Source organism: Streptomyces winkii (assembly GCF_032248595.1).
Taxonomy (GTDB): domain Bacteria; phylum Actinomycetota; class Actinomycetes; order Streptomycetales; family Streptomycetaceae; genus Streptomyces; species Streptomyces winkii.
Window position 1 is genome coordinate 23,872 of the sequence record NZ_JASTTH010000012.1, and the last position, 20,568, is coordinate 44,439.

Genomic DNA, 20,568 nt, shown 5'->3' on the forward strand with positions numbered 1-20,568 from the left:
GAGAGCCGGGGCGGGGTGAGAAGGACCACTCGTACGTGGGACGGGAGTTGCGGCCCGGCCGCCGCGTAGGGTCTTACGCATGAGTAGCACCGCTGACCCTCTGGCACCCCTCGCTGCGCTTCCTGGCGTGCAGGACGCCGTGGACTCCGTACGGAAGTCCGTGGACCGGATCTACGGTCACCGCGTCATGCGCCGCCGCAGCAGCGAAGTGAGCGCAGAGGCCGCACTGCGCGGGGCCCGCGCCTCCGCCGCGCTGGAGGGCGCCGACTGGGCGCTGGAGGAGCTGCGCCGCCGTACGGACTTCGGCGCCGAGGGCGAGCCGCGTGTGGTCGGCGCGGCCCTCCGTGCGACCGCCGAGTCCGGGCAACTCCTCGACGTATGGCGGCAGTCGCCGCTGCGGGTGCTGGCGCGGCTGCATCTCGTCGCCGCGGGAGGCTCCGGTTCCGCGCCCGACGACACGGTGGGGCGACCGCGTCTCGCCGGGGAGAAGGTGAGCGGCCCGGAGCAGCAGACGGAACCGCCGGACGCGGGCGAGGTCGCGGCGCGGCTGGACGCGCTGGCGCGGATCGTCGTCGACGGAAGCGAGGCGCCCGCGCTGGTGCTCGGCGCGGTCGTGCACGGCGAACTGGCCACCCTGCGGCCCTTCGTCTCGTACAACGGCCTGGTGGCGCGGGCGGCCGAGCGCGTCGTACTGGTGGGCAGCGGCCTCGACCCCAAGTCGATCTGCCCGGCCGAGGTCGGCCAGGCGGAACTGGGCCGCGACGCGTACCGACTGGCCCTGGACGGCTACGCCTCGGGAACACCCGAAGGGATGGCCGCGTGGCTCGGGCACTGCGGCAAGGCCCTCGAACTGGGGGCACGCGAGACGACCGCGGTATGCGAGGCGTTGCAGCGGGGAGCGGCATAAGGGCGCAGGCGCAGGGGCCGCGTCCTGGCGAGCCCGGTCGGGGCCGCCAGAGCATAGTTGCGGCGACACCGCCTTGGACGGTGCCGCCGCTGGCACGGATACCGGGTTACCAGTGCGTGCTCTCTCAGTTCCCGTCAGGCCGGGACCTTGCCCGTTCCTGACGGGTTCGCCCGATCCGCGGGCTCGGCGTCGCGTGGGTGCCCGATATTCATGCGGGGCGGTCCGTGGGCCTTTGTGCGTACCGGCGAACTCTGTGTCGCCGCTGGTCTCGCGGGCCGTCAATTCCTTTGTACTGCGACCCACGACGATGTGGAACCCCTGGCCTCTGATCTTTACCTTTGCCCTCAAAAGCGTTCGAACCGGGCGCTTCTGCGCTGGCTCGTGTACCAGACCAGCCCGGCCGTGGCGGCTGCCGCTCCCAGCGCGGCCGCGGCGATGGCCAGCGCCGGCCGCGACGGCATGGAGAGGGTGGGCACACGCTCCTTGAGCCGGACGGGCCGGGAGAAGGTGAGGACGGGCCAGTCGCGCCCGAGTGCCTCCTTGCGCAGCGCGCGGTCCGGGTTGACGGCGCAGGGATGGCCGACGGCCTCCAGCATCGGGATGTCGGTCACCGAGTCGCTGTACGCATAGCACCGGCTCAGGTCGTATCCCTCGGACTCCGCGAGCTCCTCGATCGCTTCGGCCTTCGCGGGCCCGTACGCGTAATACTCGATCTCGCCCGAGTAGCACCCGTCCTCGACGACCATGCGAGTCGCCACCACGCGGTCGGCCCCGATCAACTCCCCGATGGGCTCGACGACTTCGGCACCCGAGGTCGATACGATGACGACGTCGCGCCCGGCGAGGTGGTGCTCCTCGATGAGGGAGGCGGCCTCGTCGTAGATGATGGGGTCGATGAGGTCGTGGATCGTCTCGGCCACGATCTCCTTCACCTGCTCGACGTTCCACCCGCGGCACAGCGCGGAAAGGTACTCGCGCATGCGCTCCATCTGGTCGTGGTCGGCGCCGCCGAGGAGATATACGAACTGGGCGTAGGCGGTGCGGAGTACGGCACGGCGATTGATCAAGCCACCTTGGTAGAAGGATCTGCCGAAGGCGAGCGTGCTCGACTTCGCAATGACCGTCTTGTCCAGATCGAAGAACGCGGCTGTGCGGCGCATCGCTAGGTTTTCCACGAAGCCGAGCATAGGCGCCAACCATTCGGCGTAAGGTGGGGCGCGTGGGTTTGCCTGAGAAGGCCCTCGGGTACACCATGGAAGTCACGGATCGTTCGCGACCGTGCTAACCCGGCCCGACTCCTCCCCCCCCGAGTCGGCCCTGGGGACGACCCCCGCTCTCCCCCCCGGCGGGGGTCGTCGCATGTCCAAGGCCCTTTAGGTCTCCGGCTGATCGTTCTCTCCCTTCTCGGCGATCTTCGGCCGCCTTCGCGGCGGCCCCTCCGGTTCGTCACTGAGTGTAATCGACGGGCTGCTCTCCGGGAGCCGCCAGGAGGGGTGACGAAGTTATTCACAACTCGATGCATGTCCACAGTTTTGGACCATGATCACCAAGCTTTTCGCGTTCACCGCACAGTGTTTCCCGACAGGGCCCGCAGGTGTTTGCGGGAGTGAGGTTGTGAAGCGCGAAGGGTGTCTGGAACGTGGCCGAAACCATTCTGATTGTCACCGAGGACGAAGAACTCCTTGACGATCTGCTGAGGCTGTGTGCAGCCGCCGGGGCAGAAGCGGAAGTTGTGCACGGAGCGCCGCACGACCGGATGGCGTGGGCGGGGTGGGGCGGCGCGAAGGCTTGGGAGAAGGCCCCTCTGGTCCTCGTCGGCGACGACTGCGCGGGTGCCCAGGGGCTCGGCGGCGCCCATGGGGGAGAGCCTTCCGGAATCTCGCGCAGGGCAGGAGTGCTGCTCGTCGGCAAGGACCTGGACGATCCCGGCGTATGGGAGCGCGGTGCGCGCATCGGCGCCGAGGGCGTCGTCATGCTGCCGGACGCCGAGAGTTGGCTCGCCGGCCGTATTGCCGATGCGTCGGAGAGCGTGGGCCGGCCCGCCCTGACCGTCGGAGTCCTTGGCGGGCGGGGCGGCGCGGGGGCGTCGACGCTCGCATGCGCCCTTGCAGTCACCGCCGCGCGCGAGGGGCACCGCACGATGCTCGTCGACGGCGACGCGCTCGGCGGCGGTCTCGACGTGCTGCTCGGCGCGGAACGGACGGAGGGACTGCGATGGCCGGCGTTCGCGGAGTCGCGGGGGCGGGTCGGCGGCGGTGCGCTCGAGGAATCACTGCCGAGGCTGCACGACTTGAGCGTGCTCAGCTGGGACCGGGGGGACTCCGTTCTGATCCCCGCGGACGCGATGAAGTCCGTGCTCTCCGCCGCGCGGCGGCGCGGTGGCGTGGTCGTCGTCGATCTGCCGAGGCGCGTGGACGAGTCGGTGGCCGAGGCCCTGGCGCAGACGGACCTCGGACTGCTGCTGGTGCCCGCGGAGTTGCGCGCCGTCGCCGCGGCGCACCGGGTCGCCTCACGCACGCAGATGGTGCTGCGTGACCTCCGGGCGGTCGTGCGCACACCGGGCGGGCCCGGTGGTGCGCGGGGCTATGGACCGGGGCTGGACGAGGCGGAGGTGGCGCGGCTTCTGCGCCTTCCGCTCGCAGGCGAACTCCCATGGGAGCCCGGCCTGTTGGAGGCGGCGGAGCGCGGCGTGCCGCCGGGCGCGCGCACGAGCGGGGTGCTCGCCCGCTTCTGCCGGGACTTCTGGGCGCAGGCGCTCAGCGGAGGCGTGAGCGGCGGAGGTGTCTCCGTATGAGCGGGAGGCAGTTGCGGGGGCCGGTCGGCGGGAGCGGGCAGAGCACGGAAGACGCGGCCGATGCGCGTGCGGGCTCCGCGGAAGCTGCGGGCTCCGGTACGGCGAGCCCAGGGCCGGGGGAGCGGACGCTGCTCGACGCGGTGCGCCGAAGGCTCGCCGAGACGGGAGCGGAACCGACTCCGGCTCGGGTGGCCGCGGCGCTGCGCGCCCACGGACGGCTCCTCGGGGACAGCGCGGTGCTCGGCGTGGTGGAGGCCCTGCGTTCGGAAATGGTGGGCACCGGGCCGCTGGAGCCGCTTCTGGCCGAGCCGGAGGTCACTGATGTGCTGGTCACGCGTCCCGACGAGGTGTGGGTCGACCGGGGCAGGGGACTGGAGCGTACCGACGTGCGTTTTCCTGACGCCGCGTCGGTGCGGCGGCTCGCTCAGCGGCTGGCCACGTCGGCCGGTCGACGGCTCGACGACGCGCGGCCGTGGGTCGACGCGCGGCTCCCGGACGGCACGAGGCTGCACGCCGTGCTTCCACCGGTGGCGGTCGGATCGACGTGCCTCTCGCTGAGGGCGGTGCGTCACAAGGCGTTCAGCCTTGAGGAGTTGGTGACGGCGGGCACGGTCCCGCCGGGCGGCGACCGGCTGTTGCGGGCGGTGCTGGATTCGAGGCTCTCCTTCCTCATCAGCGGCGGCACCGGCAGCGGTAAGACCACGTTGCTGAGTTCGCTGCTGGGGCTGGTGGGCCCGGAGGAACGGATCGTGCTCGCCGAGGACTCCGCGGAGCTCCGGCCCGACCATCCCCATGTCGTACGTCTGGAGGGGCGGCCGGCGAACCAGGAGGGCGCGGGGCGGGTCGCGCTGGACGATCTTGTGCGGCAGGCGCTGCGCATGCGGCCCGACAGGCTGGTCGTCGGCGAGGTGCGCGGCGCCGAAGTCACCGATCTGCTGGCTGCGTTGAACACGGGCCACGAGGGCGGGTGCGGCACGGTGCATGCCAACGCCGCCGGTGATGTGCCCGCGCGCCTGGAGGCTCTCGGCACGACGGCGGGGCTGGACAGGAACGCACTGCACAGCCAGCTGGCTGCGGCGCTCGACGTGCTGGTGCACCTCGTACGGGACGCACAGGGGAAGCGCCGCATCGCGGAGATCCATGTGCTGGAGCGTGACCGGGACGGGCTGGTCAAGACGGTTCCCGCCGTGGTGTGGGGCGAGCGCGGGTTCCAGGAGGAGCGCGGTGCGGGGCGGTTGCGGGAGATGTGCGGGCACGGCTTGAGACGGTCCGGACGCGGCGTCGGGGATCGGCGAGTGCCTGCCTCCGTATGTGCCGGGGATCTCGATCTCGCACACGAGGGGGAGTTGAGGTGACGGGGTCCGTGGGGCACGGAGCGGCGGGCGTCGAGGCGGCGCCGGTGTACGCGGCGATGGTGTGTGCGGGAGCCGCGGCCTGGCTGATGGCCGGGAGGGACGACGGGGTTCGGCGGGCGAGGCTGCTCTTCGCCGGGGCGGCTCCGGAGACGGAGCCGAGGTTGCGTCTCTCGACGAGGCTGCCCGAACTCGCCGCGTTCTTACGGGGCAGGTTCCGCGGTCCGGACGGGCAGGCGTGGTGGTGCGCGCTGGGCGGGGCCGCGCTGGGTCTGCTGGGGGAGTCGTGGATTCCACTGGCCGCGGGGGCCCTCGCCGTGCCCTTCGTACGGAGCCGGCTGCGGATGCGGGAGCGCGGCACGTCGACGGAGCGAAGGGCCGCTGCCGTGGTGGAGCTGTGCGGTGCCGTCTCCGGCGAACTGCGCGCGGGACGGCAGCCGGACCGCGCTCTGCTGTCGGCGGGCGGCATCGCCTTGCGGGAGTTGGGCGACGGAGGCGCGGCCGTTCTGGCGGCGGCTCGCTTCGGTGGTGATGTGCCGGGTGCGTTGAGGGAGGCGGCGCGAAGTCCCGGTGCGGAGGGGCTGCGCGGCGTGGCGGCCTGCTGGCAGGTGGCCGTCGAGGGCGGCGCGGGGCTCGCCGCCGGCCTGGACAAGGTCTCCGACGGGCTGCGTGCCGAGCGGGAGCGGCGCGAGGAGTTGCAGGCACTGCTCGCGGGGCCCAGGTCGACGGCCGTGGTGCTGGCCCTACTTCCGGCCTTCGGGCTGCTGCTCGGCACCGCGATGGGTGCCGAACCTGTGCGAGTGCTGCTGCACAGCCCGTTCGGGCTGGGCTGTCTCGTGGTCGGAGGGCTCCTGGAGTGGGCGGGTGTCGCGTGGGTCGCCCGGCTCGTACGCACGGCCGAAGGAAAGCAACGGCTGCGCGCGAAGGAGCCGGCATGAGCGGCGGGGACTCCGGCGTCGCCACCAGGGTGCTGCTCTGGCTGGCGTTGCTGGGGAGCACGGGATGCGTGACGCCATCGGTGCGGGAGGCGTGGCGTCGCCGCGGGGTCCGGCACCGGATGCGGTGGCTCCTCGGGCCGCACGGCACTGCCCCCGCCGGCAGAGCTGGGCGGGCTGTTGCCGCGGGCGTCGAGCGCCAAGTCCGGAGGTTCGGGCAGCGCAGGCTGCGCGAGGTCGGAGCGGCAGTCGGCGTCGGCGCGTTCGCGGTGGTCGTCGTGGGTGGGGTCGCGGGGTGGCTCCTCGCGGGCTCGGGTGCGTACGCCGTCCGGTGGTGGCTGCGCCGCCGGGAGTCGGGCAGAGCCGCGGCGGAAGGCTCGGCCGGGGCCCGTGCCGAGGCCGAACAGCTGCCGCTCGCAGCCGAGTTGATGGCCGCGTGCCTGGCGGCGGGCTCCGGTCCGGCACAGGCAGCCGACGCGGTGGGCCGGTCGCTGGGCGGTCCGCTGGGGACGCGTCTGATCCATACTGCCACCGAGCTGCGGCTCGGAGCCGAACCCGCCGCCGCGTGGGCGCACTTCGCGTCCCTGCCGGGGAGCGAGGGGTTCGTTCGCAGCATGGAGCGGGCGGTTACGGCAGGAGCGCCGGCCGTGGCCCAGGTCACGCGGCTGACAGAGGAGCTTCGTGCCCGATCCGCACGGGAGGCCTCGGTCCGGGCACGCCGCGCGGCGGTTCTGGTGACCGGCCCCCTCGGGCTGTGCTTCCTGCCCGCCTTTCTCGCGGTCGGCGTAGCGCCGGTGGTGATGGGCCTAGCGGGGTCGTTGCTGTGAACGCGGCAGCTGGGGCGGTGCGCGGCCCGATACGACCCGGCTCAAGAACGACGAGGGAAACGACAACAGAACCCAGGAAACACAACAGGGGGAGCCATGTCCGTGAAGTTCCGCAGCGCCGTGCGCAACGCGTCCGGCCCGCTTACCGGCCTCGTACGCGACCGAGTGCGCGACATCCGGCGGCAGTTGGCGTCGGATTCCGGGATGAGCACCGCGGAGTACGCGGTGGGCACCATCGCCGCCTGCGGCTTCGCCGCCGTGCTCTACAAGATCGTCACGAGCGGTTCGGTGAGCGCCGAGATGCAGCAGCTCATCGAGAGGGCTCTCCATGCGCGGTTCTGAGGAGCGTGAGGCGGGTTACGTGACGGCTGAGGCCGCCGTCGTGATCCCCGCACTCGTACTGCTCTTCGGGATGTTGCTGTGGGGAGTGATGGCGGCGGCCGCGCATATCCAGTGCATCGACGGGGCCAGAGCGGGCGCGCGGGCTGCCGCCCGCGGGGAGCAGGCGGCGGCTGTGCGCTCCGCGGTCCGGTCGGCGGCGCCGCGCGGGGCCGTGGTGGTCAGTGAGTGGGACGGCCGGCTGGTGCGGGTCCATGTACGGGCGCGTACGGCCGGACCGGGGCCTCTGACTCTCGGACTCAGCGCCGAGGCGGTGGCCATGGCCGAAGACAGGGATGGGGGTGGTGAACATGCCGGGAGATGACCGTGGTTCGGCCACCGTGTGGGCGGCGCTCAGCGGTGTGGTGCTGTGCGCGGCGTTCGCGGTGGTGCTGGGCCTCGGACAGGCCGTGTCCACACGTCACCGCGCGGGAGGCGCAGCCGACCTGTCGGCGCTGGCCGCCGCCAATCACGCCCTCGAAGGGAGGGCGCGTGCCTGTGCCGCCGCCGCGGAAGTCGCCCATGCCCAGGACACCCGGCTCGTGCGGTGCGCGGTCGACGGCGAGATCGCGGATGTGTCGGTGCGTGCGCGCTTCGGGCCGTACGGGCCCACGGTGCGGGCCCGCGCAGGGCCGCCCGAGACGGTGGGCGCGGCCGTCGGCAACGTCGCCGATGCCCGAGACGCTGCCTATGTCGAAGAGAGGAGCGAGACGGAAGAGACCAGAGACACGACAGATACCGGAGCCACGACGGATACCGGAGCCACCGCAGCCCCCCAAGTCGCCGGAGACATGGGCCACATGGGCCACGTGGGCCACATGAGCCGTGCCGCGCCCGGCGGCCCATATGTCACGAGCCCGTGGTGCTCAGGCAGCCGAGGCCAGCAGCTCCGTAAGAACACGGACCGCGCCGCGCTTGTGCAGCGGGTCGTTGCCGTTGCCGCACTTGGGCGACTGGATGCACGACGGGCATCCGGTCTCGCACTCGCACGCGGCGATGGCGTCCCGCGTGGCGGTCAGCCACTCCCGAGCCGTGCGGAAGGCCCGTTCGGCGAAGCCGGCACCGCCCGGCTGGCCGTCGTAGACGAAGACGGTGGGCAGCAGCGTGTCCGGATGCAGCGCGATGGAGACGCCGCCGATGTCCCAGCGGTCGCACGTCGCGAAGAGCGGCAGCAGGCCGATGGCGGCGTGCTCGGCGGCGTGCAGCGCACCGGGCAGCACAGAGTGTTCGACCCCGGCGGCGTCCAGCTGGTCTTCCGTGAGCGTCCACCAGACGGCGCGGGTGCGCAGTGTGCGCGGAGGGAGGTCGAGTTTGGTCTCGCCCATGACCTCGCCCGTGATGATGCGGCGGCGCAGATAGGAGACGACCTGGTTGGTGACCTCCACGGTGCCGTAGCACAGGTGCGCCTCGCCCCACGGGACTTCCTGGTCCGTCTCCAGGACGGAGACGGACGTGGTGTCCCGGGCCATCGTGGTCCAGGGCGGTGCTGCCTCCTCGACGAGGGCCACGGAGTTGTCGAGATCGAAGTGCCGGACCACATAGGTACGTCCCTGATGCAGGTGCACGGCACCGTCGTGGACGGTGGTGTGGGCGGCTCCCGCGTCGACGGTGCCCAGGAGCCTGCCGGTGCCGTCCTCGACCACCTGCACGGGAGTGCCGCCGGAGCCGCGGATGTCGGCGAGGTCGCAGGCGCGCTCCTTGAGCGTCCAGTACCAGGAGGCCCCGCGCCGCCGCAGGAGCTTGCGCTCTTCGAGCTGCCGCACGAGGTCGGCGAAGCCCGTGCCGAACAGCTCGGCGTCGCCGTCGTTGAGCGGGATCTCGGAGGCGGCGGCGCACAGATGCGGCGCCAGGACATACGGGTTGTCCGGGTCGAGCACCGTGGATTCCACGGGCGCCCGGAACAGCGAATCGGGGTGGTGCACGAGATACGTGTCCAGGGGATCGTCGCGCGCGACGAGTACTGCGAGGGCGCCCTCGCCGGTGCGGCCCGCGCGCCCGGCCTGCTGCCAGACGGAGGCCCGTGTGCCCGGGTAGCCGGTGATCAGCACCGCGTCCAGGCCTGATACGTCGACGCCGAGTTCGAGGGCGTTGGTCGCGGCGAGACCGAGGAGTTCGCCGGTGTGCAGGCTGCGTTCGAGGGCGCGGCGCTCCTCCGGCAGATAACCGCCGCGGTAGGCGGCGACGCGGTCGCTCAGCGAGCGGTCCACGGCGGCCAGACGGTCCTGTGCGATGAGGGAGATGAGTTCCGCCCCGCGCCGGGAGCGTACGAAGGCCACGGTGCGCACGCCCTGAACGGCGAGGTCCGTGAGCAGTTCCGCGGACTCCGCGGTGGCGGTGCGTCGCACGGGGGCGCCGCGCTCGCCTTCGAGTTCGGTGAGCGGCGGCTCCCACAGGGCGAACACCAACTCGCCCCGTGGAGAGGTGTCTTCGGTCACCTCAGCCACCGGGACTCCGGTCAGCCGGGTCGCCGCTTCGCCCGGTTCGGCGGCGGTCGCCGATGCGAGAAGGAAGACGGGGTCGGAGCCGTACCGCGCGCACACCCGCCGCAACCGCCGTATGACCTGGGCGACATGGGAGCCGAACACCCCGCGGTAGGTGTGGCATTCGTCGATGACGACATAGCGCAGCGAGCGCAGGAAGGAGGCCCAGCGGGCGTGTGCCGGGAGTATCCCGCGATGCAGCATGTCCGGGTTGGTGAGCACGTAGTTGGCGAAGACCCGCACCCACTCGCGCTCTTCGACGGGGGTGTCCCCGTCGAAGACGGCGGGGCGTACGGATGTGCCAAGGGGCGCGGCGATTTCGGCGACGGCCCGGCGCTGGTCGGCGGCGAGCGCCTTGGTCGGCGCCAGATACAGGGCGGTGCTCCCGCGCCCGCCACGTCGCAGCTCCGGCCCGGCAGCGCCCGTACTGCCTGCGCCGGCACTGCCTGAACCCGTACTGCCCGAACTCGTACCGTCCGCATCCGTGCCGACCCCGTCCGCACCGTCGAGGAGAGCGCTGAGTACGGGCATGAGATACGAGAGGGACTTGCCGGACGCGGTGCCTGTGGCGATGATCACCGACTCCCCGCGCAGAGCGTGACCCGCAGCACGCGCCTGGTGCTCCCAGAGCCGCTCGATCCCGGACTCCCTTACGGCGTCCACGACTTCGGGCCGGATCTGCTCGGGCCAGGCGGCATGGCGACCGATGCGTGGGGGCAAGTGCTCCGTATGGGTGATGCGTGCAGCCCTGCCTTCCCCGGCGGTGAGTTGGGCGAGCACCGTGCGGGGGCCGCTGTCGGAGACCTTGCGGGAGGGCACAGCAGGTGAGCGTACGCTCGTGCCCGCCGGACGAGGTCGGCTGGCCGTGGACACCGGCGGTGACAGCGGCGCGACGCACAAAGACAGCAAGGCGTCGTGCGTGCAGGCCGGTAAGTGATTGAATGCTTCTGCGGCTGCCGATCCGCCTGCTGTCCCGGCCTTTCCCGGCCGGGATGTCTCAGTTGGTGGACGACTCGATAGCAAGGTGCTGGAGGATCAGTGGACCTGTCCCTGTCGACCCGGACCGTCGGCGATCGGACGATCGTCGAGGTCGGTGGCGAGATTGATGTTTACACCGCGCCCAAGCTGCGCGAGCAGCTGGTCGAGCTTGTGAACGACGGGAGTTACCACCTCGTCGTGGACATGGAAGGCGTGGACTTCCTGGACTCCGCAGGGCTGGGTGTGCTCGTCGGCGGGCTCAAGCGGGTGCGTGCGCACGAGGGCTCCCTGCGCCTGGTGTGCAACCAGGAGCGCATTCTCAAGATCTTCCGTATCACCGGTCTGACCAAGGTGTTCCCCATCCACGGCTCCGTGGATGAGGCCGTCGCGGCGACCGACTGACGTCCGCCTCAGGCGGACCTGATACCGGATGACGATGAGGTGCCGGGCTCTTGGAGCCCGGTACCCGGGAATGTGTTCAAGGCAAGTTCAAGGGGGATGGCATGGCCATCGTGGAACTCCGATTCAGCGCGCTGCCGGAGCATGTGCGTACGGCAAGGCTGGTGGCTGCCGCGGTCGCGCGGCGGGCAGGGGTGGACGAGGCTGTGCTCGACGAGGTCCGTCTCGCGGTCGGCGAAGCGTGTTCGCGCGCCGTCGGGCTGCATGTGCTGCACGGAGTCGAGAGCCCGGTGCGGGTGGCGCTGATCGAGGAGGAGAAGAAGTTCTCCATCGAGGTCGGTGACGCGACCCCGACAGCGGCCACCGCCGCGCACGGCTCCGCGGGGTCCGGAGCGACCTCCCCCGCGCCCGCGGGTTCGGCCGACGACGAGGAGGCCGAGGGCGAGATGGGGCTCGCGGTGATCAGTGGCCTCGTCGACGACGTCGAGGTGACCGCCGACGAGAACGGCGGCCTGATCCGCATGAGTTGGCCGGTGACGCCGGAGCCGGTGCTGCCCTGACACGGGGCCGGTCCCGTCGCTCGCGGCCCGTCGCGGCCACGGCAGGGCACCGGTCACCGATCACTGGTCACGATCACCGCTCACCGGCAGGCGTCACCCTCCGCATGTGAAGGCGGAACCCCCTCCCCGCAAGCTCGTCGGCGCGGGCCACGCGCTCCCGGTCGAGGGCGTGCAGCGCCCCCGACCTCTCCGGGGGCAGCCGCGGCCAAGGTCACCGACCGCAGCCCCTCAAGAGCAGTCCGCGATCTCGTACGACCTCGTACGAGATCCGGTCACATCTGCCCTTCCTGTGCTGTGACCAGGCGCTTTCGGTGCCATCGGGCCTCGCTGCCCGAAGCGGTAGCAAGATGTTGTGGGATCTTCATCAAGCGGCTTCGATCACCTCACAGACCACATCCGGCTCACCCGCCCCAGCTGTGCGGCGCCTTCGCCGCGGTCGCGCGCCCGGGGCCCGGAGAGAATCCGTGAGCTGATTTGGTGTGAAAAATGGGGCCTGTTGGGCACCCGCGGTGATCATTTTTTACAGCGTCAGCTTTTTTGTAAAGCTACCTCGTACGAGCGAATTCCCCACACGAACTCCATTTGATCTCCGCTGTTGAAGGGGGTTCGCCGAATCGGTGCACTGTTTTGTTCTGGAGCTGATCCCTACAATCCGTCCACATCTTTGCAAGCAGGAGCCGGCCACCGAACCGCGCGCCCCTGCGCCAAGCGTCAAGGAGGACGAATGGCGGGGCACCTCAGCCCATCTCAGAACAACCTGCACCTCGCTGATGCCATGCTGACCAGTGGCAATCGCGGTCTCGTCATCGTGATCGCTCTGGTCGCCCTGGCAGCTCTCGGCGTCGCCGTGGTGCTGGTCCGTCAAGTACTCGCCGCGAGCGAGGGCACCGACAGCATGAAGAAGATCGCTGCTGCAGTGCAGGAAGGCGCGAATGCCTATCTTGCCCGTCAGTTGCGAACTCTCGGCATTTTCGCGGTCGTTGTCTTCTTCCTGTTGTTCCTGTTGCCTGCCGATGACATGAGCCAGCGTGTTGGACGCTCGTTGTTCTTCCTGGTCGGCGCAGCGTTCTCCGCGGCCACCGGCTATATCGGCATGTGGCTCGCTGTGCGCAGCAACGTACGAGTCGCCGCGGCCGCCCGTGAAGCCACCCCCGGGGAGGGGGAGCCCGCCGCGGACCTGACCACCGTCTCGCACAAGGCCATGAAGATCGCCTTCCGTACGGGCGGCGTCGTCGGCATGTTCACGGTCGGACTCGGTCTGCTGGGTGCGGCCTGCGTCGTGCTCGTCTACGCCGCGGACGCCCCCAAGGTGCTGGAGGGCTTCGGCCTCGGCGCCGCGCTGATCGCGATGTTCATGCGTGTCGGCGGCGGCATCTTCACCAAGGCCGCGGACGTGGGTGCCGACCTCGTCGGCAAGGTCGAGCAGGGCATCCCGGAGGACGACCCGCGCAACGCCGCGACCATCGCGGACAACGTCGGCGACAACGTCGGCGACTGCGCGGGCATGGCCGCGGACCTCTTCGAGTCCTACGCCGTGACGCTGGTCGCGGCGCTCATCCTCGGCACGGCCGTCTTCGGCAACGACGGTCTCGCCTTCCCGCTGATGGTTCCCGCCATCGGCGTGATCACGGCGATGATCGGCGTCTTCACCGTGGCACCGCGGACCAAGGACCGCAGCGGCATGACGGCGATCAACCGCGGGTTCTTCATCTCCGCGCTGATCTCCCTGGTGCTGGTCGCCATCGCGGCGTTCGTGTATCTCCCGTCCAGCTACGCGGACTTGAAGGGCGTCGCTGGCAGCGACGCGCAGGAGATCCTCGGCCACAGCGGCGACCCGAGGGTGCTGGCCATCGTCTCGGTCGCCATCGGCATCGTGCTCGCAGCGGTGATCCAGCAGCTCACGGGCTACTTCACCGAGACGAACCGCAAGCCGGTTCGGGACATCGGCCGTACGTCGCTGACCGGTCCGGCCACGGTGATCCTCTCGGGTATCTCCATCGGTCTGGAGTCGGCCGTCTACACGGCCCTGCTGATCGGCCTGAGCGTCTACGGCGCCTTCCTCCTCGGAGGCGGCACCGTGATGCTGGCGCTCTTCGCCGTGGCCCTCGCGGGCACCGGTCTGCTGACCACCGTCGGCGTCATCGTCGCGATGGACACCTTCGGCCCCGTCTCCGACAACGCGCAGGGCATCGCCGAGATGTCCGGCGACGTCGAGGGCGACGGCGCGCAGGTCCTGACCGACCTCGACGCGGTGGGCAACACCACCAAGGCGATCACCAAGGGCATCGCGATCGCCACGGCCGTGCTGGCCGCGGCGGCGCTCTTCGGTTCGTACCGCACGGAGCTCGTCAGCGCGCTCAGCGAGGCCGGCGAGAGCAGCGGCAAGATGCTGCAACTCCTCGACATCGCGCAGCCCAGCACGCTGGTCGGGCTGATGCTCGGCGCGGCCGTCGTCTTCCTCTTCTCAGGGTTGGCGATCAACGCGGTGTCGCGGTCGGCGGGCGCGGTGGTCTACGAGGTCCGGCGGCAGTTCCGCGAGAAGCCCGGGATCATGGACTACAGCGAGAAGCCCGAGTACGGGCGCGTGGTCGACATCTGCACCAAGGACGCCCTGCGTGAGCTGACGACGCCCGGCCTGCTGGCCGTGCTGTCGCCGATCCTGGTGGGCTTCACCTTCGGTGCCGGTGCTCTGGCGGCGTTCCTCGCCGGCGCGATCGGCGCGGGCACGCTGATGGCCGTCTTCCTGGCCAACTCCGGTGGTGCCTGGGACAACGCCAAGAAGCTCGTCGAGGACGGGAACCACGGTGGCAAGGGCAGCGAGGCCCACGAGGCCACCATCATCGGCGACACGGTCGGCGACCCGTTCAAGGACACCGCGGGCCCGGCCATCAACCCGCTGCTGAAGGTGATGAACCTGGTGGCGCTGCTCATCGGGCCGGCCGTCATCAAGTTCTCGTACGGCGACGACGCGAACATGGGCGTACGGGCCGTCGTGGCGCTGCTCGCCGCGGCGGTCGTCATCGGCGCCGTCTACGTCTCGAAGCGGCGCGGTATCGCCATGAGCGACACCGACGGCACCGACGCCGAGAACGGGAACGGCGACGGCGGCGACGACGGCAACGAGGCGGAGCGCGCGGCGAAGCCGAGCGATCCGGTCGCGGCCTCGTGACGGACTGAACGTCACGTCTCATCAACAGTGGGGCGGGCAGGGCGCGTTGGCGCCTTGTCCGCCCCACTGTTGTCTGTGGGGCACCACACACCCGCTGGCTTCATGCCGCAAATGGCTACAATGCGGTGCGAAATTCTCGCCCGACTCGCCGTGGCCGACCCGTGGGCGTGTATGTTCCGGGCCGAACAGCCACGGAAGGGACCGATCCGGTGAACAAGAAACTTGCGGCTGCACTCTCCGGGGGTGCGGCGATCGCACTCACGCTGACCGGTTGCAGCGACGACAGCGGCGCGCAGGCGGACGAGTGGGCCAAGAAGGTCTGCGACCAGGTGCAGCCACAGGTGAAGAAGATCCAGGAGGCCAACGCGTCGATCAACGACGCGTCCAAGGAGAAGAACTCCTCGGAGGATGTGAAGAAGACCGACGCCGCCGCCTTCCAGAAGATCTCCGGCGCCTACAAGTCGCTCGGCGAAGCGGTCGACAACGCGGGCCCGCCGCCCGTCGACGACGGCGAGAAGCTGCACGCCGACGCGGTGAAGGAACTGAACAACATCTCGGCCAAGTACGGCCAGCTGCGCAAGACGGTCGACGGCCTGAACACCAAGGACCAGGCGAAGTTCGCCGAGGGTCTTCAGGGCGTCGCCACTCAGCTCGACGCGCTCGGCAAGAGCGGCGACAAGGCGCTGAGCAAGCTCCAGTCCGGCGACATCGGCAAGGCCATGGCCAACCAGAAGGGCTGCAAGCGTTCTCCCGACTCGCCGGGCGTCTAGGCCCTGACGTTCAGCCCGGTCCGTAGGTCATCGGAGCGGTCCGCGGAGGCGGGCCGGGCAGCGCGTTCGCGGCCCTCCACCGGGCGGCGCGCGCGGGGATGCCGGGCGTCACAATGGGGTGCGTGAGTACGAGCCAGCGCCTTCCCGAAGCAGACCCCGATCGCACCGGCAGGCTGAGGGAGGCGTTGCGCGACGCGAACTTCACGGCGGACGGCCTGCTGGAACTGCTCGGCGGTCCCGCGTACGCGGCCCTCGCACGGAGCGAGACGGTCCCGGCGCTGCGTGCGACCCGCGGCAGCAGCCCCCTGGAGACGCTCGTCCGGCTGTTCCTGCTTCAGCAGAGCGTTCCGCGCGAGCAGGCGCGCGGGGCCCTTCCCCTCGACGAGGCGCTGACGGACGGCTGGCTGGTGCCCGCGGAAGGCGCCGGGGAGGGGGATCCCGTACGGGCGTCCGTCGACGTACGTCCCTACGGCGGGCCCGAGGGCCAGGACTGGTGGGTCGTCGCCGACCTCGGCCGCGCCGTGGGCGGAGTGACGGGCCTGGGCGCGCCGGAGGGCGCGCACGGCAGCGACGTCGTGCTGGGCGTCGGCGGAGCCTCGACGACGCTGGCCGGAATCACCGTACGCAGGCCGGTCGCACGAGCCCTCGACATCGGTACGGGCTCGGGCCTCCAGGCCCTGCACGCCGCGCAGCACGCCACCCGGGTCACCGCGACCGATCTCAACCCCCGTGCCCTCGCCATGGCGGGGCTGACCCTCGCACTCTCCGGGGCGGCGGCCGGAGTGGAGCTGCGGGAGGGGACGCTCTTCGAACCGGTCGCCGGCGACGAGCCGTACGACCTGATCGTCTCCAACCCGCCCTTCGTCATCTCGCCGGGCGCCCGGCTGACGTACCGGGACGGCGGCATGTCGGGCGACGACCTGTGCCGCACCCTCGTGGAGCACTCCGCGGAGCGGCTCGCCCCCGGCGGCTACTGCCAGTTGCTCGCCAACTGGGAGCACCCGGAGGGCGAGGACTGGCGCGACCGTCTGCGGTCGTGGGTGCCGTCCGGCTGCGACGCCTGGATCGTGCAGCGCGAGGTGCAGGACGTCACGCAGTACGCGGAGCTGTGGCTGCGGGACGCCGGGGACCACCGCGCCGGGGCGGCCGAGTACGCGGCCCGGTACGGGGAATGGCTGGACGAGTTCGAGCGCCGGGGGACGATCGCGGTCGGCCTCGGCTGGATCTCGCTGCGGAAGAGCGGTGCGCGGGAGCCGGCGATCGTGGTGGAGGAGTGGCCGCACCCCGTCGAACAGCCCCTCGGCGACGAGGTCGTTCAGCATTTCGAGCGGCAGGACTTCCTGCGGGCGACGGACGACGCGGCACTGCTGGACTGCCACTTCAGGCTGGCCGACGGCGTCGTGCAGGAGCAGGTCGGTGCGCCCGGCGCGGAGGACCCGGAGCATCTGGTCCTGCGTCAGCAGCGCGGGATGCGACGTGCCACGAAGGTGGACACCGTCGGGGCGGGCTTCGCGGGAGTCTGCGACGGGACGCTGCCCGCCTGGCGGATCCTCGACGCCATCGCGCAGCTGGTCGGGGAGGACCCGGTGATGCTGCGGGACCGCACGCCGGGGGCGATCCGGCTGCTGGTGGAGCAGGGCTTCCTGCTGCCGGTGGAGGCGGCCGGGCAGGCCGGGCGGACGGCCTGAGGGCACCGGAAGCGGAAGCCGGACCAGGTCCGTACATCGGCGGGGGCACCCGTCCGGGGCAGTGGCCAGTAGAAGAGAGAGGAACGACGCCGGACGGACGGCCGTGGCGCTGCGCAGCCCCCTCCCGAATCCGGAATCCGGCGCTCGCGCCTCCCCCGGGAAACCGCTGTCGAAGACCCCGGAATCACATACTCCGCATCCTCGGCCCTGATCGTATTTTCGGCGCGATTTCGCTCATCACGGGTGGTGCGGCGTTGTCCTCGGCATGAGGATCGGGCGGTATCGGGCGGCAGGACCCACGACTGTCGGGTTACCGTTCGAGTTGCGTTGCGGAGTTTTCCCGTTTGACACGGAGCCGGGATGTACGGTCACACTCCGCATCGACACCGATGCCGTACGCCGACCGGAGAGAAGAGCGAGAAGTTGTCCCCGACCCGCGAGCCCGCAAACGGCGGGCGCCGACTCGTCATCGTCGAGTCGCCCGCCAAGGCCAAAACGATCAAGGGGTATCTCGGCCCTGGCTACGTGGTCGAGGCCAGCGTGGGGCATGTCCGCGACCTTCCCAACGGTGCCGCCGAGGTCCCTGCGAAGTACAAGGGCGAGCCCTGGGCGCGGCTCGGTGTGAACGTCAATCACGACTTCGAGCCGCTGTACGTCGTGAACACGGACAAGAAGGAACAAGTCAAGAAGCTGAAGCAGCTTCTCGCCGAATCCGACGAACTTCTGCTCGCCACCGATGAGGACCGCGAGGGCGAGGCCATCGCCTGGCATCTGCGCGAAGTCCTCAAGCCCAAGGTGCCGGTGCGCAGGATGGTCTTCCACGAGATCACCCAGGACGCCATCCAGGACGCCGTCCGCAATCCGCGCGACCTGAACCAGCGCCTCGTCGACGCACAGGAGACGCGTCGCATCCTCGACCGCCTCTACGGCTACGAGGTCTCGCCCGTCCTGTGGAAGAAGGTCATGCCGCGGCTCTCGGCCGGCCGCGTGCAGTCGGTGGCCACGCGGCTGGTGGTCGAGCGTGAGCGCGAGCGCATGGCGTTCCGTTCCGCCGAGTACTGGGACCTGACGGCCACCTTCGCCACGGAGCAGGGCCAGGCCGGCGTCGGTGACCCGGGCACCTTCGGCGCCCGCCTCAACACCGTCGACGGCAGGCGCGTGGCCCAGGGCCGCGACTTCGGCTCCGACGGGCAGCTGAAGAACCCGGACCAGGTGCTGCACCTGGACGAGGAGAACGCCCGGGCGCTCGCCGCCGCCCTCGCCGAGACGCGTTTCTCGGTGCGCTCCGTCGAGTCCAAGCCGTACCGGCGCTCGCCGTACGCGCCGTTCCGTACGACCACGCTCCAGCAGGAGGCCAGCCGCAAGCTGGGCTTCGGCGCGAAGATGACGATGCAGGTGGCGCAGAAGCTGTACGAGAACGGCTTCATCACCTATATGCGTACGGACTCCACGACGCTCTCCGACACCGCGGTGAGCGCCGCCCGCGCGCAGGTCACCCAGCTCTACGGCGCGCAGTACCTGCCGGACCGCCCCCGCGTCTACGCCGGCAAGGTCAAGAACGCCCAGGAGGCGCACGAGGCGATCCGCCCCTCCGGCGACCGCTTCCGCACGCCCGCCGAAACCGGCCTGACGGGCGAGCAGTTCAGGCTCTACGAGCTGATCTGGAAGCGGACCGTCGCCTCCCAGATGAAGGACGCCACCGGCCAGTCCGTGACCGTGCGCGTCGGAGGGCAGGCCAGTGACGGGCGGGACGCCGAGTTCACCGCCACGGGCAAGATCATCACCTTCCACGGCTTCCTCAAGGCGTACGTCGAGGGCTCCGACGACCCCAACGCGGAGCTGGACGACCGCGAGCGCCGCCTGCCGCACGTCACCGAGGGCGACCCGCTCACCGCGGAGGAGCTGTCGGTCGACGGCCACGCGACGAAGCCGCCGGCGCGCTACACCGAGGCCACGCTCGTGAAGGAGCTGGAGGAGCGGGAGATCGGCCGCCCCTCCACGTACGCCTCGATCATCGGCACGATCCTGGACCGGCGGTACGTCTTCAAGAAGGGGACGGCCCTGGTGCCCTCCTTCCTGAGCTTCGCCGTGGTGGGGCTGCTGGAGAAGCACTTCGGCCGGCTCGTCGACTACGACTTCACGGCCAAGATGGAGGACGACCTCGACCGCATCGCGGCGGGCAGCGCCGCCTCCGTGCCGTGGCTGCGCCGCTTCTACTTCGGCGAGGACGGTACCTCGGACGGTGCGCCGGGCTCCGCTGCCGACTCCGGCAACGGCGACGGCGACCACCTGGGCGGTCTGAAGGAGCTCGTCTCCGACCTGGGGGCGATCGACGCCAAGGGTGTCTCGTCGTTTCCCGTCGGCGAGGGCATCACGCTGCGGGTCGGGCGCTACGGCCCGTACGTCGAGGGCCCGCCGCCCTCACCCGACGAGCCCGGCCAGCGTGCCGACGTCCCCGACGACCTGCCGCCCGACGAGCTGACCGTCGAGCTGGCCAAGGAGCTGCTGGCCAAGCCCAGCGGCGACTTCGAGCTGGGCACCGACCCGGAGACCGGCCGCCCGGTCGTGGCCAGGGACGGGCGGTACGGCCCGTACGTCACGGAGGTGCTGCCCGAGGGCACGCCGAAGACGGGAAAGAACGCCGTCAAGCCGCGCACGGCCTCGCTGCTGAAGTCGATGTCGCTGGACACGATCACGCTGGACGACGCGCTCAAGCTGCTGTCGCTGCCCCGCGTGGTCGGTACCGACCCCGAGTCGGGCGAGGAGATCACCGCGCAGAACGGCCGGTACGGCCCGTACATGAAGCGCGGCACCGACTCGCGCTCCCTGGAGACCGAGGAGCAGATCTTCACGATCACCCTCGACGAGGCCCTGGCGATCTACGCCCAGCCCAAGCAGCGCGGGCGCGCCGCCGCCAAGCCGCCGCTGAAGGAGCTGGGCACGGACCCGCAGAGCGAGCGCCCCGTCGTCGTGAAGGACGGCCGCTTCGGGCCGTACGTGACGGACGGCGAGACGAACGCGACCCTGCGGCGTGACGACGACCCGGAGACCATCACCGCCGAGCGCGGGTTCGAACTGCTCGCGGAGAAGCGCGCGAAGGGCCCCGCGAAGAAGACCACGAAGAAGGCGGCGAAGAAGGCTCCGGCGAAGAAGTCGACCGCCAAGAAGTCCACGGCGAAGAAGTCGGCGACGAAGAAGACCACCGCCAAGAAGAGCACGGCGAAGAAGGCCGCGACCGGGAAGGCGGCGTCGAAGACGGCGACGTCGAAGAAGACCGGCTCCGGAGAGTAAAGCCCTGGTCCCGCCCGTTTGTTCGGGCTGGGACACACGG

General features: G+C 70.7%; 15 protein-coding genes and 1 pseudogene. 14 read left to right on the forward strand and 2 right to left on the reverse strand.

Annotated features, from left to right (window positions below):
* Window positions 1-79: 79 nt before the first annotated feature.
* Window positions 80-907, forward strand: a complete 828-nt coding sequence (locus QQM67_RS29185) for a Fic family protein (RefSeq protein WP_314178166.1) — start codon at window positions 80-82, stop codon at window positions 905-907.
* Window positions 908-1,251: 344 nt separating this feature from the next.
* Here the strand turns inward: QQM67_RS29185 and QQM67_RS29190 are convergent, their stop codons facing one another.
* Window positions 1,252-2,094, reverse strand: coding sequence for an HAD family hydrolase (locus tag QQM67_RS29190; protein ID WP_314178168.1), 843 nt, complete (start codon window positions 2,092-2,094; stop codon window positions 1,252-1,254).
* A 452-nt stretch (window positions 2,095-2,546) separates the two neighbouring features.
* Between QQM67_RS29190 and ssd the strand changes: the two genes are divergently transcribed.
* The 7 genes and pseudogenes from ssd to QQM67_RS29225 form a co-directional block, all read left to right on the forward strand.
* The gene (gene ssd, locus QQM67_RS29195; protein ID WP_314178170.1) at window positions 2,547-3,701 is read left to right on the forward strand and encodes a septum site-determining protein Ssd; all 1,155 of its coding nucleotides are present in this window, start codon (window positions 2,547-2,549) and stop codon (window positions 3,699-3,701) included.
* Window positions 3,698-5,056, forward strand: coding sequence for a TadA family conjugal transfer-associated ATPase (locus QQM67_RS29200; protein ID WP_399067880.1), 1,359 nt, complete (start codon window positions 3,698-3,700; stop codon window positions 5,054-5,056). The genes ssd and QQM67_RS29200 overlap by 4 nt, the downstream gene beginning before the upstream one ends.
* A gap of 56 nt (window positions 5,057-5,112) precedes the next feature.
* Window positions 5,113-5,991: a type II secretion system F family protein gene (locus QQM67_RS29205; RefSeq protein WP_314178363.1), complete on the forward strand. Its 879-nt coding sequence runs from the start codon at window positions 5,113-5,115 to the stop codon at window positions 5,989-5,991.
* Entirely contained in the window at window positions 5,988-6,815 is an 828-nt protein-coding gene (locus tag QQM67_RS29210) for a type II secretion system F family protein (RefSeq protein ID WP_314178171.1), read from the forward strand. Before QQM67_RS29205 ends, QQM67_RS29210 begins: the two co-directional genes overlap by 4 nt.
* 96 nt (window positions 6,816-6,911) lie before the next feature.
* Window positions 6,912-7,157, forward strand: coding sequence for a DUF4244 domain-containing protein (locus tag QQM67_RS29215; protein WP_314178172.1), 246 nt, complete (start codon window positions 6,912-6,914; stop codon window positions 7,155-7,157).
* Window positions 7,144-7,518, forward strand: coding sequence for a TadE family type IV pilus minor pilin (locus QQM67_RS29220; protein ID WP_314178173.1), 375 nt, complete (start codon window positions 7,144-7,146; stop codon window positions 7,516-7,518). Before QQM67_RS29215 ends, QQM67_RS29220 begins: the two co-directional genes overlap by 14 nt.
* A pseudogene (locus QQM67_RS29225) lies at window positions 7,505-7,768 on the forward strand (Rv3654c family TadE-like protein); the annotation flags it as partial. The gene QQM67_RS29220 and the pseudogene QQM67_RS29225, both read left to right, overlap by 14 nt.
* A 291-nt stretch (window positions 7,769-8,059) precedes the next feature.
* On the opposite strand, the gene QQM67_RS29230 reads toward QQM67_RS29225, so the two are convergent.
* Complete coding sequence (locus QQM67_RS29230; protein WP_399067883.1) at window positions 8,060-10,492, reverse strand: DEAD/DEAH box helicase; 2,433 nt, start codon at window positions 10,490-10,492, stop codon at window positions 8,060-8,062.
* A 219-nt stretch (window positions 10,493-10,711) separates the two neighbouring features.
* On the opposite strand from QQM67_RS29230, the gene bldG reads away from it, so the two are divergent.
* From bldG to topA, 6 genes are all read left to right on the forward strand, one after another.
* A complete protein-coding gene (bldG, locus tag QQM67_RS29235; protein WP_314178176.1) occupies window positions 10,712-11,053 on the forward strand; it encodes an anti-sigma factor antagonist BldG in 342 nt (113 codons plus the stop codon).
* A 101-nt stretch (window positions 11,054-11,154) separates the two neighbouring features.
* Window positions 11,155-11,610, forward strand: a complete 456-nt coding sequence (locus QQM67_RS29240) for an ATP-binding protein (RefSeq protein ID WP_314178177.1) — start codon at window positions 11,155-11,157, stop codon at window positions 11,608-11,610.
* Between the two features lie 775 nt (window positions 11,611-12,385).
* Window positions 12,386-14,779: a sodium-translocating pyrophosphatase gene (locus QQM67_RS29245; protein ID WP_399067917.1), complete on the forward strand. Its 2,394-nt coding sequence runs from the start codon at window positions 12,386-12,388 to the stop codon at window positions 14,777-14,779.
* Window positions 14,780-14,988: 209 nt separating this feature from the next.
* A complete protein-coding gene (locus QQM67_RS29250) occupies window positions 14,989-15,549 on the forward strand; it encodes a small secreted protein (protein WP_314178181.1) in 561 nt (186 codons plus the stop codon).
* A gap of 113 nt (window positions 15,550-15,662) precedes the next feature.
* The gene (locus tag QQM67_RS29255; protein ID WP_314178365.1) at window positions 15,663-17,237 is read left to right on the forward strand and encodes a DUF7059 domain-containing protein; all 1,575 of its coding nucleotides are present in this window, start codon (window positions 15,663-15,665) and stop codon (window positions 17,235-17,237) included.
* A gap of 423 nt (window positions 17,238-17,660) precedes the next feature.
* Entirely contained in the window at window positions 17,661-20,528 is a 2,868-nt protein-coding gene (gene topA / locus QQM67_RS29260; RefSeq protein WP_314178184.1) for a type I DNA topoisomerase, read from the forward strand.
* Window positions 20,529-20,568: the final 40 nt, after the last annotated feature.

What these genes read in the sequence shown, in the direction of transcription:
- QQM67_RS29255 (WP_314178365.1), top strand. Translation starts at nt 15,663, where the DNA reads ATGGGGTGCGTGAGTACGAGCCAGCGCCTTCCCGAAGCAGACCCCGAT.
- QQM67_RS29205 (WP_314178363.1), top strand. Translation starts at nt 5,113, where the DNA reads ATGGTGTGTGCGGGAGCCGCGGCCTGGCTGATGGCCGGGAGGGACGAC.
- QQM67_RS29190 (WP_314178168.1), bottom strand. Translation starts at nt 2,094, where the DNA reads ATGCTCGGCTTCGTGGAAAACCTAGCGATGCGCCGCACAGCCGCGTTC.
- QQM67_RS29210 (WP_314178171.1), top strand. Translation starts at nt 5,988, where the DNA reads ATGAGCGGCGGGGACTCCGGCGTCGCCACCAGGGTGCTGCTCTGGCTG.
- QQM67_RS29245 (WP_399067917.1), top strand. Translation starts at nt 12,386, where the DNA reads ATGCTGACCAGTGGCAATCGCGGTCTCGTCATCGTGATCGCTCTGGTC.
- QQM67_RS29200 (WP_399067880.1), top strand. Translation starts at nt 3,698, where the DNA reads ATGAGCGGGAGGCAGTTGCGGGGGCCGGTCGGCGGGAGCGGGCAGAGC.
- QQM67_RS29240 (WP_314178177.1), top strand. Translation starts at nt 11,155, where the DNA reads ATGGCCATCGTGGAACTCCGATTCAGCGCGCTGCCGGAGCATGTGCGT.
- QQM67_RS29185 (WP_314178166.1), top strand. Translation starts at nt 80, where the DNA reads ATGAGTAGCACCGCTGACCCTCTGGCACCCCTCGCTGCGCTTCCTGGC.
- QQM67_RS29215 (WP_314178172.1), top strand. Translation starts at nt 6,912, where the DNA reads ATGTCCGTGAAGTTCCGCAGCGCCGTGCGCAACGCGTCCGGCCCGCTT.
- QQM67_RS29220 (WP_314178173.1), top strand. Translation starts at nt 7,144, where the DNA reads ATGCGCGGTTCTGAGGAGCGTGAGGCGGGTTACGTGACGGCTGAGGCC.